The following is a 14,959-nucleotide window of genomic DNA, read 5'->3' as shown; positions in this document are numbered from 1 at the left end:
TATTTTTAAGAAAAAAATGGCTATAAATTTTAAAGCCGTCTATCTGGCAAGTCAAATATTTATTGCGTTATGCTTTTTATTTATCAGCACACAAACCAGCGGTCAAGATATAGAGGCAATAAAAATTAATCAAAAACTTGACGCGATACGCGACATGCCATTTAATACTCCGTTCGATCGTAGTGATATCAATCTCCTTAACTGGCAACATTGGCCTTATAGTCGTTATGCAAGTCATCATCCACGTGAGTTTATACCGATGGCTACTATCCACGCTGACCCTGAAGCGCCAGCACTTGCCGAAATAAAAAATGACCCATTCAATCTCAAGAAGCTAAGGATTCCTGTTAATAAGGAGAAAGAGGTGCTATTGCCAGACCTTCTGAAGTCAATACAAATGAAAGGCTTTGCCGTTATGCATGATGGCAAATTGGTTTTTGAAACCTATGACCAAGGAATGCAAAAACATGATATTCAAATTTTACAATCTAGTTCAAAAACGTTCACTGGTATGTTGATACACAAGCTAGCGAACGAGGGCTTAGTAGACTTGGAAGCAAATGTAAACGAATACTTACCTGACTTGGATGCCGACGTTTTTAAAGGGGCTACACTGCAAAATCTGCTTGATATGGAAGTTGGGTTTCCTGATTTTGGCAGTTATCATAAGGCTGGGGATTATGGCTATTTGAGTGAAATTCATCTGGGACTGAAGCCAAAGGGGCTAGGGGTTAAACGCCGTTCTGTTCTTTCATTTATTCAGCAGTTTCAGGAACCCACTTTTGCTGCCGGCACTAAATTCTCCTATAACGACATGAATACACAGGTGTTGGCTATGATTGCCCAGAAGGTAACAGGTAAGCAATATGCTGAGTTGATAGAAGAAACTTTTTGGCGACCTTTACAAGCCCGATATGATGGAGCTGTTGCAATTGATGAAGACGGTAATCCAGGTGCTAGTTTTGGAATGGCAATAACCCTTAGGGATGCTGCTAGATTTGGTCAAATGATGTTAAATAGAGGTAGTTATAAAGGTCGCGAAATAATCCCTGAGCGTTATTTTCAATCAACATTTGATCAACCACTAACAATTTCTAAGTCAAGCTATAAATTGTTGGGTCAAATAGAGGAGTACAGAAATCATGTCTGGATACTGCGAGACGATGCGTTGATGTATACGGTAGGTTCATTCGGCCAGTTTATTTTTGCTGATTACGATAATCAAGTCGTCATAGTCTTAATGGCAAATTGGCAAAATAATTCTCACCTTGAAAACAACGAGAATTTGCTGCGAATTGTCCGTTCTATAGGCAAACAAATTGGACAGTAACTGCTTTATAGTCAAATGCTTTAATGACAAGATTCGTTCCCGTCTTACAGGGTTCTACTTTTTATCTCTCTTTTATGGTTAGTGCTATGGTCAAGTGCAGTAGCGCTTTTTACCATACTTACTTTTCGGGAAATAGGCACATAATTAAATGTGAAAGCAGTTCGAGTTAACCCCCAAACCGCTATTGTTTTTATACATTGTTGAACCAACCCTTCCCAGGAAGCCGGCAGTTATAGCCATTTCTTCCTACATTAGGCCTATCGTTAATAGTCAATATTTTATGCTATGAAAAAAAGTAATCTTTCATTGAAAAAGCCTGTTAAAATGTGCCTGACTTTGATTTATAGCTCAAAAAATTCCTTGTCGATAACTATTAGAAGTAGAGGGAAAACCACACTTAAACCATCAGAAAAATGGCCCTAATCTTCTGAAAAAGGCGAAGGAACAACCTATAACCACTTACTTATTAATTCTCCAAGCGCAAAAAACAAAAGGAGAAAACCATTCCCCATATTAACCCTAATTCCCAAGGTACTGAAGTGTACCCTAAGCCTGGCCTCTGAGCACGGTCCCTGAGCTTGTCGAAGGGCTAGCTCTCAGAATGATTAGTTATTGGGCATAGCCTATTTCTCTTCATATTCGTGTTCAAAGGTGTACTTCTCTCCTTGAACATACGTTCCATAAATAGCATTAAAACTACCAACCGAATATCCACTTTCACTGATTAGTCGGCCTTGCTCATCAAACATCTGTTTTTGATATTCAAGAAGGTTGCCCGAGGGTGTTCTAATTTCTTGACTGATTAAATTCCCACAAGAATCGTATTCGTAAACTACTTCGTAGTATTTCTCATTTAAATAGTTATCATGTTTCTCAAAAACAATTTCGTTGTTTTTATATTTGTATTCAATTAAAACTAAAACATTTCCATTTTCATTTTTCTCTTCATATTTCAGTAAGTTCTCCGATTCATCAAATTCCTGAAATCTAGTCGCTAATAATCTCCCGTCATTATCGGTTATCCTTATCCGTTCTGTTCGAGTTTTAGGGTCATATTTTCCATCATGCCGTTCAATTAATTCATGGCCTTCAAAGAACTCCCTTAAAAATTTAATTCCATCCTCGTTTTCAATAAATCGTTCTATTTCTTCCTCATGTTGGATTGTCCTTTTGACGAAACCTTTATCCAAATATTCAAAAATCATCTCCTCAAAGAGTTCTCCTGCCACAAAGAGCTTTTTACTTACGATATCCCCATTTGAATTATAGGAGTATTCTGTTCTTGATCCTTCTTTTCCATCTGTTAGTTCCCGTTCACAAATTAGAATTCCATTAACATCATATTTATTATAGCCTTCGGTTTGACCTGGGGATTGATAATCATTAAATGAGATTATTTGGCCTGATTCATTTAGGATGTCTTCATAAACTAGTTCTCTCTCTTCCTTCTCAAATATCCTATATGTTTTTCTATACGTCATGATGATTATGCCCAACGTTTGGCTAACTACGGTTTAATGCAGTTAAGGTTTTGTGTGTGCCCAGCATGGGAATCTGACATTGAAGATACCAAATTATTCCAGAGGGTGAAAACTTGTGCCGAGGTTCATCAGTATCCCTTTAGTACGGGCGCTCCTGATTAAATTAGGGACAAGCTGTGGCCCGCCGTATTAGCAAGTCGCAATTCTTTCCCTGATTTTTCAAAGGGTTAGGACAGGCTGTGAACTTATGGTTCCTCAACGCTACTCGATTGAGCAACGTTTTATTCCTTTTTAGCAACGCTATTTATCCACAAGTAATCACTCAAAGTTGGGTCAACCGAGATTTTAACGCCAGTTGTTTTATCTGTTATTTCATTGAAATCATGGTCTTTGAAAAATGGATTTTCAAAAAACTGATGGAGATTAATGCCAAACATTTCTAATTTCCCAACCTTATGTTCAGCTTTAATTTCCTTTTGCAATTTATTCTTCCTTATGACATAATTTGCGATTGAATTATACATTGCTGAATAACCTACACAATTTGCTTCATTGGTATTTATCAATTCATTTGGATTAATAGAAGCCCTATTTATTGTAAATTTCAATTCCTCATTCGTTATCTCATCAGCGATATCCATAATTGTTTTCAAGTTGATTGCTCTGTTTATCAATTTACTATCGATTTTTTCAATTAGATTCCTGTTGCTTATCTCAGTTTCTGGACGTGTTCCAATTTCGTTGTATGTGATTACTAATCTGAAAATGATTCCTCTAAATAGAATCAGTAATAGGATTGAGATTCCAATAATTTTCAAGGATTTTTTCATTCTGAATTGTCGGTAACGATTAGACTAATATTTTTCATGATAGGAATCTAGCCGGATTAGAAGTGTTGGAATTGGTTTATATGAAACAGTATGACTAATTTATAGCCATAGCTGAAAAAGATTTTTATTTTATTAATTTCTCAATTATATTTTCTGTAACATTTAAATCCGCATTGTTTTTTAAGTAAATGAAATTAGGTGCCATTACATTACCAATTCCTAAAATACCATATTCAGGATTAAACAGAATAGGGCTAGTTCCATCTATTTCCGGTTCTTTCATTTCGTAATAAATAAATTCCCTTTTTGAAAGAGAAGGTATTTTAAAATTTCCCCCTTCTTTTGGAATGTATTCCCACATTGAAAATTTTAATAATTTTGATTTGGGTATGTAGAATACATTTATGTTTTTACTTTGGTCAGTTAGATTTTTGTATTCGTATTTGATTAGAGTGTCTCTATTTTCAATTATCAGTTTGTAGTCCTCAGTTCGTTTTAGAGAGCCCAAGTCGTAAACATGAAGAACCCTGTTTTCGGTAAAAATTCCTTTTTTTGAATTGGAACAAGAGACTGAAATCAGCACAATAATTATTATTTGGAATACTTTTCTCAAAATGCTTTATGACGTTTGTATTTATACATGATTAATCTCGGACTTGTGAAAATGTGGACTATGCTTCTAACTTCATCGGTTTATTATTCTTTATCAAATTAATGGGCCAGCCAACAGAATGCTTGGTTATTAAGTGACGTTATAATTTTAAAAAAAGGCAAATCATTCCAAGTCTATAATTTCCTTTATTCTAAAGGACATTCTCTCCCTATTATTTCAAAGGGGTTCCTTTCAGCGCTACTCCATTTGTTGTTAATACCTGAAAATGATGCACTCTATTCACCCCTTCGTACTTCCAGACCATTTCTTTTTCAGGGGTTAACTCAAAAAGCTTGATCCCCTCTTTCGCTCCATAGCTCGCAATCACTGTATTTCCATTGGGTAAACGCTGGGCACCACAAGGATCTTGAAAAGGGCTTCCTTCAAAATCTTCATTGCTTACTTTCCAAACTACTTTTCCAGCAGGATCCATCTCAACTGTTTTATTCCCATTCGTTAAATTGATCAGGGTATTACCGTTGGCAAGACGAATTGCTGTAAATGGCCAGTTTTTAGCCTCTCGACCACCTAATTCGGGTAAATCTGTACGGAAAGTCTGTAGTACCTCGCCCGAAGGGCTGTATTCTTTAACCGCAAAGGCCAATAAATGGGGGACAAGATAGTTTCCGTTGGCTAATTTTCGGGCCATACGGGTTTGCATATGTGCATTGTCGGTTTCAGGTTGCAAAGGAACGGCTACAGCGATCTCTCCCGCTTGGTTTACCTCCAATATTCGAGGCTTATCTCCTAATTCTGTAATGAGGGTATTGCCATTATCCAAACGAACAGCGGTACCTAATTCCTTGTTTAACGCTGACTTTTCATATCGGAATACGACCTTTTTATCCTTGTTAAACTCTAGTACTTCTTCTGACCAGCAAATCAATACATGTCCATTGTCCAAAACATATCCATCTCTCGCACCTGGACGTTCAGCATCCCAAAGGATTTCTCCTGACTCGCCCAAAATTCCCGTAAAGTCGGGCCCTGCAATAAAAAAGGAGTGGGTGATTTCTGCCGCAATTGTTTGTTTTGCAGATTCGCCCGAATTGTTTTTCGGAGAACTACAGGCAGAAACAAGTATGCCAGATAGCAAAAGGAGGTAGCTGTGTAGTTTCATGTTTTTTGGATTATGATACTCAAAAATAGGCCTACTGGGTCTTTCCAGGTTTTCTTGATGCTGTCTGTCATTTCTCTTATTTCTGTCAACGTTTAGTGTAAAATGCCTTTTCTATTTATTAAGTTGTGCAACTGGTTTTCCTTTTAGGACAGACGCTACCAACCATGCAATAAATTTTGCAAATGGTTCTATATCTTGATCAACACTAGCACTTTCTAGAGCATTCATGTAATTCTCTCTTTCTTGAACAGGAATAACAGTCCAGGGATATCCTCCTGAGGTCAACATTACATTCATAAGAAATCGTCCCATCCGTCCATTGCCGTCCATATATGGGTGAGTATATACAAAAATGAAATGTCCTAAAACTGCTCGCACACCTGCATGTTCTTCATTTTCTAATAGTTCAAATAATATAGGCATTGCATCCCTTACACCCTCTTTGTTTATAGGAGTATGCTTTGATCGTCCAATATAGACTTGATTGTTTCGGTATCCTGCCAAATCAGATGGTTTTAGTAATCCTACTGTTACACCAGGGCCAAATAATTCTCTGTACCAGTCACCGTGATCTGCATCCGCAATTAGGCCAGCATTTTTTCCATTTAAAATTTTAATTATACTCTTTTTGACAGCATTAAAAGCCAGCCAATACCCACGTGCTGCCATGGTGTCTTTTTGTTTTTGTCATCTTCATTTCCTGTTGTATCCCAATCTCCAGAACGTACACGTTCGATTAAATTTGAGGTAACGTTGTATTTTTCTATTGATAGAGAATGATATGCATCTGTGGTATATAGTTCTTCTATTTTCTCTAGAAAAGTGTCTTTGTCTTTTGGGATTCCTGGCTCCTTGGGGAAAACATCAATGATTATACTTCTCATCTCGTACCACATAAGTTTTATTCGATTAACATATGGGGATTTTTCCCTTGAGTTGAAATTATCTGGTGTAAGGTCTTTAAAAGGATCAGTTTCTCTAATATCGTACCCAGCAGACTTCATGGTCTTAATGATATCATCAGCAATTTTATTTTGTCCTAAGTTCCTATAGGCCCCGGCAATTCTTCCAGCGATTTTGGAATGTCCTCCGTCTAAAAGGATTCTCAGTAGCTCAGAAGCGTCTTTAATTATCATCAAAGACGTTCGTGCATCTGTGGATTGTTTAGAGAATATTGATGGAGTAGAATGTACAATTGAGGCTTCCAGATTTGCTATTCGCAAACCATTCCATTCTTCAATTTCTGCTTTGTCTGGAAGAGTGGACTTCATGACAAAAATAGAGGTACCAAAAATCAAATCGGTTGGAAGATTATTTCCTTTTGTGCTTCTTATTATAAGTTGTTTTGGTACTGAGTTGTTGCTTGCATGTATTTGTAACGATTGTTCAGCTGATATGCAATAGTCATCTCCGTAACGGTTTTGAAGGTAACGAGAACAAAATTTCCAAAATGAAATATTCCATGAAGTACTATCCCCTTTTTCTTCCTGGTATGGTGCAGAGATATACCAACCTTTTAATACTTCTCGAATGAATCCATTTTTGATAAGTCTTTCTTTGTGAACTCTGGAGAGGTCACTTGCTTTGATGCCAACAATACCTTTTTCTTGAATAACTTTGAGTTTTTCTAAGGATTCTGCTAATTTTTCTCCAGGTGTTGCCATTTTTTCGTAGCGTATTTATTGATTAGCGCTGTGTGATCATTATTAAACATGGAAGAGCTATGTTTATTGTTTAATGATGTGCGATTATTATTGGTTGATGTAATATCGGCAGCTTGATAACCAATTGCAAGAGATGTTGACTAAAAAAGGATTAAGAAAGAATCCTCTATATCAAGAGCATTCTCTCAATTTTCTAGTTATGGGATACAAGGTCTTGGCTAAACTGCGTTTTAATGCAGTTTAGCCTTTGTGTGTGCTCAGCATGGTCATCTGGTATCTAAGATACCAAATTATTCCAGCCGGTGAAAACCTGTACGAAGTATTAGCAAGTCGCAATTCTTTCCTTGATTTTTCACAGAGGGTTGTCGTGAGTGGCCAGGTGAAGGCTTAGCAGGAAAGGCTGCTAGGCTGTGGCTCAAAGTTTAATTCTGATTACTACTATTACTTTGTCAGCCCTGCCAAGAAAATAGTATATATCTATGTTTTCCTATTACCTCAAAACGCCACCCAAACCGGCGAACCAGGGAAAATTGATCTCTTAATTTTATTATAGAGAAGCGCCTGAAGGTACGACACTGCTAATCTATAATCTACTTATCCCGAAAATTTGAATCTTTTGGATAAATATATCATGCAATCCATCCCCTTACATGTAAATGATATTGTGTACAAGGATCTGATCAGATATCTTAGTAAATTCAGCCAGGAAGTAATTGAAGAAAATGATACGTTTTTTCCATAAACAATTCCTGGAATAGGAATTAGCAAGCATTGGAGAAGTTAAAGCGAAATACACTACTTTTAAACCCAGATTATGTAATAGAATTCGTGATGAGTGTTGCAATCGCAAGAAAATCAGGCTGTTTGGAGATTTTAGCATAGCACCGCTATGGTGAAATTGAAAACAGCAACGAAGTGGCTGATTTTAAAGCGATTTCACCACGTAATAGAATGTCTATTGCATATTTCGGGTTAAAGCATTGGAAAAAAGGCTTGATGACACTATTCGGAAAAATAAAGCTTAGAATACTCAAAACATTTGAGGTAAATTAAACATATAAACTTTTTAATTCCCATAAATTATATCCCATGAAACGACAATGCGTCTCACATAATGATCGGAAAATGATATTCAATAGCATATTAGAGAAGCTTGTTAAAAGTAAGAAAATCAAGTTGACATTGATGTTATTCATGTGTTTAAATGCTGTATTTGCAGTGCATGTGTATGAGGTGGTAGAAGTTAGCTTTAGCGCAAATAACAAATATAACAATCCTTATATGGATGTTAATTTTGACGTAACTTTAAACGGACCCGGAGGAAAAACCTACACAATACCCACTTTTTGGGATGGTGAAAACACATGGAAAGCAAGGTTGGTAGCCACTGAACCAGGTACCTGGAATTGGTCTACAGGTACTGGTCAAACCAAGGACAATGGTCTGGATGGCAAAAACGGATCGTTTACAGCTGAAGCATGGACGGAAGCTGAAAAAGAAATTAATCCAAACAGACGAGGTTTTATCAGGACCGCGTCAAACAATCGCAGCCTGGAATATGCCGATGGAACTCCTTTTTTTCTAATTGGAGATACATGGTGGTCTGCACTTACCAGAACATATCGCTGGAGTTCTTCGGAAGGCGTTTCGAATATATCTTTTCAGGATGCAGTTGGCCTTCGAAAAAAACAAGGATTTAACAGCATCAATATAATCTCAAGTTTCCCAACGGACAATATTAAAGGAATTTGGCATAAAAACACACAAGGTGAAAAAGTGGCTGAGGATGGAACAACTCCTTTTCAGATCAATGGCGATGATTGTGACCACTTGCGCATCAATCCGGGCTATTTTCAGCAAGCTGACAAAAAATGGCAATACTTCTCGGACAATGGTTTTGTTATTTTCCTGGAAAGTGTGCGAAGGAGTGAAGCCTGGCCAAATGAAAGCAGCATTGAGAAGGACGCTTTTATGAATTATACGAGATATATTTGGGCTCGATGGGGATGTTACAATATGATTTATAGTTGGCTACATATGGACGAAGACCAAAATAAAAACACATGGAGCAGCATGTTAGAGAAAAGTATTTCTGAGCTGGGTTCCATGCCTTACGGGCAGCCAAGAACAGCAATGACTCCCCACGTCGGCAGCCATGATTACTGGAACAGTAATATACAGGCCGGTTTGGATGTTCACAATATAAGCAATAACAATGCAAGGGAAAATGATACTGCATTTCCTGAATTGCGCGAAATATTTTACCAGACAAACAAGCCCGGGTTTAATATTGAGGGCTTTTATCCGGATTTTTGGTGGGCTAACAGTCCACAAGGCGGGATGAGTCAGGATGAATATGCTTTGTTTATAGCTTACGGATGTGTTTTGAACGGCGGATTTCCTGGCTATGTTTGGGGTGATGCGTATTGGGGTGGCACGCATTATAAAACGGGTGATCCACATATAAATGGTTTTAATCGCTGGAGTGCTGCTAAAATGAAACACCTGGCTTCTTTTATACTCGATGAAGGTTATGATTACAGAACATTGAAGCCTGCTTCGGTTACACACTTGGTTGATAATTACGATGAATTTGTTGCATTGGCAATTTCGGAAGACCATCAAACAATACTGGGAATTGTTCCTGTAGTAACCATGGATCGTGATATTATAATTAAAGATTTACCAATAGCGCAAAAGTATCAGCTCGCATGGTGGGACATTGATAATGGAGGGTGGCAAGGTCAGGCAGAAGTAACTTCTCTTGGAAGTGGAAAAATCACACTCCCTGAGACTCCCAATAAAAAGCAAAGTTGGGCTTTCAAACTTACAGTTGCAGAGTAGTCATTTAAAAATTCTGATATTACTTTAATTGGAAAAGGCATTCCGGACTTTGGCCTTGTATTCCTTCAGACGTTGGCTGTTTAAGTTCGCCATAACAGTCCGATAGGGGGTACATAAACAGCCTGAGAGCGAAAAACACTCAGGCTGTTTTTTTTGAGCTGATAATAAAGCCAAGTACTCCTATGCGGATATAAGACGAATTATAAAAGAAAGAAAAACGGACTTGGACCAACGTTGCCACTTATCTATCAGCACTTAATTTTTGCAACACCTCCTGTAATTTATTAATATTCGCTTCATTTTGTCCCCACTTGTCATCAGGAAAACCAGTATATAAAAGGCCTCTATTTACTTCGTACAATAGAATTCCCCCTACTCTTTTGTCCTTTTCTATGTCACTTAAAAAATCGTATTCCACACCATCACCTTGAGTGAAGTAATTGTGAACCCAGACCCGTTTCCTTTGATTATTGGCGTATGTTTTAATGCTATCTGCCATCAAAGGTTGGTAATCTCCATTATAATAATGTTTAAGGGTTACCTCATCGGCCAAATCAATTGCTTTTTTCCAATCAATAAGGACCTTAGGCATGGCCCAGAAACCCAATTCATTAAAATCATCGGACAATAGGGGCTCTTCATGTGCTTGGCGCAAGTGAACCTGCATTTTTTTACCTGAGGCGTGTAGCACATCAGCCGCTTTTTCTAAAAATGACATGAAATATTCCCCTCTGATTTCCATGATTTTCAATGGATCTGCTTCTGCCTCTAGTATATCAACACCATATTTTTCCTTGTAACGTTTTACAATGGGTTCATTATACCCATAATTCACATAATCAGATACCATTCCAGAATGATTTTGGAGTCGAAAATCAATTCCGTCAAATCCCATTTTCGTCACGCGCTCTACTTGGTCCAGCCAATACTCCTGCACTTCAGGGTAGGCTTCACAAGGGGTTCCTCCCATGTATTCTCGCTTGCCTTTTGCTATTCCATACACCGGACTACTAGTCCAACCATCACCCCAAAAACCTGCCCCTTGAAATTCAAATTCAAAACCCCAATCCATAAACAAGTTGCTCGCCTTTTCACCTTTAACAGTTTTATCCTCCAGCCCCCATTCTCTGTCTTCCGGAGATTTCATTGCTTCTTCTTTACTTAATGGACTTCTTACATGAATACCAGTAGTAATTGGGATTTCTCCTGAAGCGGTAAATACGCGTATCATTGAATAAGGAATGGTGTATAAATCCTTATGCTGTCCAAGGGTTATTGCCAAATACGAATCTTGCTCAGGTATGTTAAAATCTTCTAGTGTTAAAACCAACAATCGCTTTGGTAAATCTTCAACCAAAAATCCGTTGGCATCTTTTACCTTACGGTGTTCAAATTTTGACGCTACCTTTATTTCCCCCTCATATTTAGTGTACCTGCCATTGTCCTCGCTATGCCAAAGGGTAATTTCAGGTATTTGAATTGCTGCATCCGAAAGCCCCTTAAATTCAAAATATTTCTTAGCCGATGTTTTATCTCTGAAAGCATCTAGACTAAAAGCAACTTCCAAGGATTGAATAGGCTCCTTTAACCTAAGTAAGATAGAATCTTGTTCAGGCTTTCTTTTGATTCTTAATTCAGGATTGTTGGCTATTAAATTATCAAAATTGATGTGTTGTCCTCCGATGGTCGGGATTTGTTTGCTAAGCGCAGTAGAGGCGCCGTGTGGAATGGTAAATCCTGTTCCTGACTCGTATGGCTTTATAATTGCCCAGGCTTCCATGCCCAATCTTTGGGCTTCGTATAAATAGACATAATTCGGATCTCCAAGTGCCAATATAGATTCGAGGGTATGATTTCCGGTGCCCTTATCAGGGGACATCACGGAAATGGTTGGGTCGGAAAAAGCAGAATAACCGGGCTGACTCAAAATAAAGTAAACCCTCTTGAAGCCTAATTTTTTTAGAAATATCATTTCATCTCTGACCTCCTTATAACCATGAAAACCCCTTAGGTGCGGCATAATATCAACAACCGGAGCCATTAATTTACCACTTTTGGTAGGCATTGGAAGCTCCTTTAGTAATGATAGATCACCAACTTTAGCCATTGAAGCGTCAATAGTCTGGGCTAAAGCTGAAAAGTTCACTAGTATCAATAGGATTGTTAAGGCCTTAGGTATTTTCATCATGACTTAATTAAATTGGGTTTTTGTTTAAGGGCGAAACTCTAATAGCCCTTAAAAGAATAAAACGATCTTCCAGAGTCAAAAATAACATTCTTATTGAGTGATATTGCAATTCTTATTGGCTTTAGTAAGGAAGCTCCGGTTTTTATAGATTTTGCTAAATAGGCAAAAAAGAACCCTAGGTCAAAGAATAACTTAAAAGCAGGGACTTTTTAATTCTACCAACGCAAAAGTAAAGGGGGGAGACCATTCTTCATAGTAATATTAGTTTCGTATTAGGTGATTTGGACCCTGAGCATGGTCCCTGTGTCTGTCGAAGGGTGGCGAAGGGTTCCAGTCGTCAGAATACTTGGTTATTGGGTATAGTTTATTTATTTTTTGTTTAAAATGATGAAAGTAATTCTTATCTTTCTAGTAAGTTTTTATGTGGCTTTAGTCCTGAAGAATCTATTTTCCAAACAGCGTAACATCAATTCCAAATGTTAAATTTGACTCTCCTCTTTTTTTAAATATTGCTAATTTGACCTAAATTTATTATCACATTATTATTTCAATTACAGCCGATGTGGAATTCAAATTCATTTTACTTCTTTAGAATTAGCTCAACTCTTATATAATAAGGCGATTCTGTATCTTCAATTTTAAAATTTACATTATTGATATTATAGTTTACTCTTGATTAGGTGTCTTGTATTATCGTCCTTATGTGATAAGGAAGTGCTTTAATTGATTTTTATATTTTTTGAGCAATGATTTCATATACATGCCAATGTTTTAATCTTTGTTCAATTGTAACTGAATCATTTTCGTATTCTTTAAAATGTAGAATATTAAAGTTGTAAAAAAGGTTTTTAATTTCATTTTCACTAAATAAATTAACGTGTTTCCAATCATCATTTAATCCTAAGAAATTACCAACAAAAAATGAATCGGTTTTAAGTACTTTACACATTGGAGACCAAATTAAATAAAAACAGGTCTTTTTCATAAATGGAAATACAAAGCATGCGTTAATTAATGAAATGTTCTGCCATGACAAATCTTTTATATCAGAATGCTCAAATTTAAATTTTAGTTCATACTTATTTGGAATGTTTCGCTCAATAAAATATCTACTTTCATTATTTTTATCAACACCAATTACATCCCAATTATTCTTCAATAAATATAGCGCATCGTTACCGTTTCCAGAGCCTAAATCATATGCTTTTTTATCAATTATCTTTCCATCATATTTATTCAAAAAATGAATTAATATTAAATTTGGTATTAGAGCACTTTTCTCATAAAATTTGTTCATCTCATTTTAAAATGTTATGCATTTTTAATATCTCTAGTTATCCGGATGACTCATAATTATTGCCCTGTCTCAGATTAATAATTACCTATTATATGTAGTTGCTTGGTAAAAACATAAACTGTTTAAAGTAAAAATGTAACTACCTTGATTTCTAAGTTTTTAAAAAGCCTAAATGAATTTAGCTTGTTTTAATTCTTATTTTTTTGTTAGTCCGGATAACTACAAAAAACTGCACATCTTGTTCCACCACAACCGCCTCCACTATCTGATGAATGATTCTTTACTTCTTTTGGCCACACGTTTATTGGTGGATTTACATTAAAAACTTCTTTATAGTCTTTAATTATAGAAAGATATCCATTTTCAAATTTTTTAGTCATCTGTGTAAACAAATCATTATTGTTTCTAGATTCAAGTAGTTGTGTTTGGTCCTGAGGAATGTGGTGGATAAATTTCCCTAATTTAGTACAAAATTCATGATATACTTTTGTGTATTTTAAAAAAGTATGCCAAATCTGATCAATTGGTCCAGTAATTTGATAATTAGCTTTAGGATTTACTGATGCCATTACTAGCCATTTTTTTAGTTCAATAGTTCTCTCTAATGCTTCTTCAAGTTCTATGCCTTTTTCAATACGATGTGCTAGAGCTATTTCTGTCAAATCAAAATCCTTAATCTTTTCGAATTGGACTTTCGCATGTGCTATTGTTAAATCATCCATAGGTAAATATATTATTAATGTCAAAGAAATAAGTAAATTCTTGGTTTAATTAGAGACATAATTCACGTTATATTTTATTCAATTATTAAGAATATTTTGATAAATAAACTACCAAATGTCTAGCTTTGTTAAAAAAAACGAACTAATTAATGACAATAAAGTCATGAAAAGTATTTCTATAATTTAAATAATGAATAACCTAAAGCAAATCCAATCCAATGTTTTTTATAGTAATTCCATTTTTTAGCATTGTCCCCGACACTATAATCCCAACCTATAAAACCACCAAGATTAATTTTATTATAACTATAAGACAGTCCTAACCCTATTGTGCCTAATCCTTTAGTATGTTCAATTTCAGAGTCTAATGGCTGATTTGCTGCAGAGGTATTACTTGCATTTAATTTTACTGTTGAAGTCCCTAATAATATACCACCAGTTAAATTATAGGTGTTAGTAATATTGTCTACATCTTTTCGATGGAAAAAAGATGTTTTTCCAAATAAAGTTTTTCCGATAAATAAGTTTGCATTAAAGTCAGTAGTGAACTCTTCGCTAATACCATCATCTTTATTCTTGAATCTATATTTAATTGGAATAGTTAGTGCAGAAACTGTCCATTCATTAAACGATAATTTTATAGTTTGTCTATTTTTTAGTTCATAATAATATACATCTCTTTTTCCAAAATCACCGTATTTATCTTTAATTAGATATGGATTTACGGTTAGTTTATTTTTGTCAAATTTTACAAATCCTTTAATTCCAGTTCTTAAAACATTTTCTTTTTTTTCAATTATTTGTTTTTGGTAAAATTCTTCATCTATAACT

General features: G+C 35.9%; 12 protein-coding genes. 2 read left to right on the top strand and 10 right to left on the bottom strand.

The features are described from left to right. Positions 1-16: 16 nt before the first annotated feature. Positions 17-1,330, top strand: coding sequence for a serine hydrolase domain-containing protein (locus ADICYQ_RS09935; RefSeq protein WP_020893072.1), 1,314 nt, complete (start codon positions 17-19; stop codon positions 1,328-1,330). A gap of 623 nt (positions 1,331-1,953) precedes the next feature. Here ADICYQ_RS09935 and ADICYQ_RS09930 read toward each other — a convergent pair. From ADICYQ_RS09930 to ADICYQ_RS09910, 6 genes are all read right to left on the bottom strand, one after another. Further along, the gene (locus ADICYQ_RS09930; protein ID WP_040415576.1) at positions 1,954-2,811 is read right to left on the bottom strand and encodes a hypothetical protein; all 858 of its coding nucleotides are present in this window, start codon (positions 2,809-2,811) and stop codon (positions 1,954-1,956) included. A 281-nt stretch (positions 2,812-3,092) separates the two neighbouring features. After that, a complete protein-coding gene (locus ADICYQ_RS09925; RefSeq protein WP_040415573.1) occupies positions 3,093-3,641 on the bottom strand; it encodes a hypothetical protein in 549 nt (182 codons plus the stop codon). Positions 3,642-3,765: 124 nt separating this feature from the next. Next, complete coding sequence (locus ADICYQ_RS09920; protein WP_146948450.1) at positions 3,766-4,254, bottom strand: hypothetical protein; 489 nt, start codon at positions 4,252-4,254, stop codon at positions 3,766-3,768. Positions 4,255-4,465: 211 nt separating this feature from the next. Beyond that, positions 4,466-5,413 carry a beta-propeller domain-containing protein gene (locus ADICYQ_RS09915; RefSeq protein WP_020893067.1) on the bottom strand — a complete coding sequence of 316 codons (948 nt, stop codon included), beginning with the start codon at positions 5,411-5,413 and terminating at the stop codon, positions 4,466-4,468. Positions 5,414-5,524: 111 nt separating this feature from the next. Further along, on the bottom strand, positions 5,525-6,082 hold the full coding sequence (locus ADICYQ_RS28460) for a Fic family protein (RefSeq protein WP_235114541.1): 558 nt from the start codon (positions 6,080-6,082) through the stop codon (positions 5,525-5,527). After that, positions 6,031-7,077 (bottom strand): hypothetical protein, encoded by a 1,047-nt coding sequence (locus ADICYQ_RS09910; protein ID WP_020893065.1) that lies wholly within the window; start codon positions 7,075-7,077, stop codon positions 6,031-6,033. Before ADICYQ_RS09910 ends, ADICYQ_RS28460 begins: the two co-directional genes overlap by 52 nt. Before the next feature lie 1,089 nt (positions 7,078-8,166). Between ADICYQ_RS09910 and ADICYQ_RS09905 the strand changes: the two genes are divergently transcribed. Then, the gene (locus ADICYQ_RS09905; RefSeq protein ID WP_081652327.1) at positions 8,167-9,921 is read left to right on the top strand and encodes a DUF5060 domain-containing protein; all 1,755 of its coding nucleotides are present in this window, start codon (positions 8,167-8,169) and stop codon (positions 9,919-9,921) included. Between the two features lie 241 nt (positions 9,922-10,162). Here the strand turns inward: ADICYQ_RS09905 and ADICYQ_RS09900 are convergent, their stop codons facing one another. The 4 genes from ADICYQ_RS09900 to ADICYQ_RS27400 all read right to left on the bottom strand — a co-directional run. Continuing rightward, the gene (locus tag ADICYQ_RS09900; RefSeq protein WP_146948446.1) at positions 10,163-12,109 is read right to left on the bottom strand and encodes a hypothetical protein; all 1,947 of its coding nucleotides are present in this window, start codon (positions 12,107-12,109) and stop codon (positions 10,163-10,165) included. Between the two features lie 730 nt (positions 12,110-12,839). Continuing rightward, entirely contained in the window at positions 12,840-13,406 is a 567-nt protein-coding gene (locus ADICYQ_RS09895; RefSeq protein ID WP_020893060.1) for a methyltransferase domain-containing protein, read from the bottom strand. 206 nt (positions 13,407-13,612) lie between these two features. Further along, positions 13,613-14,128 carry a UCP032817 domain-containing protein gene (locus ADICYQ_RS09890; protein ID WP_020893059.1) on the bottom strand — a complete coding sequence of 172 codons (516 nt, stop codon included), beginning with the start codon at positions 14,126-14,128 and terminating at the stop codon, positions 13,613-13,615. 176 nt (positions 14,129-14,304) lie between these two features. Continuing rightward, positions 14,305-14,959: hypothetical protein (locus tag ADICYQ_RS27400; RefSeq protein ID WP_040415562.1), on the bottom strand; the 655-nt coding region annotated here is incomplete at its 5' end.

Source organism: Cyclobacterium qasimii M12-11B (assembly GCF_000427295.1).
Classification (GTDB): Bacteria; Bacteroidota; Bacteroidia; order Cytophagales; family Cyclobacteriaceae; genus Cyclobacterium; species Cyclobacterium qasimii.
This window is presented reverse-complemented; position numbering and strand designations above follow the sequence as displayed.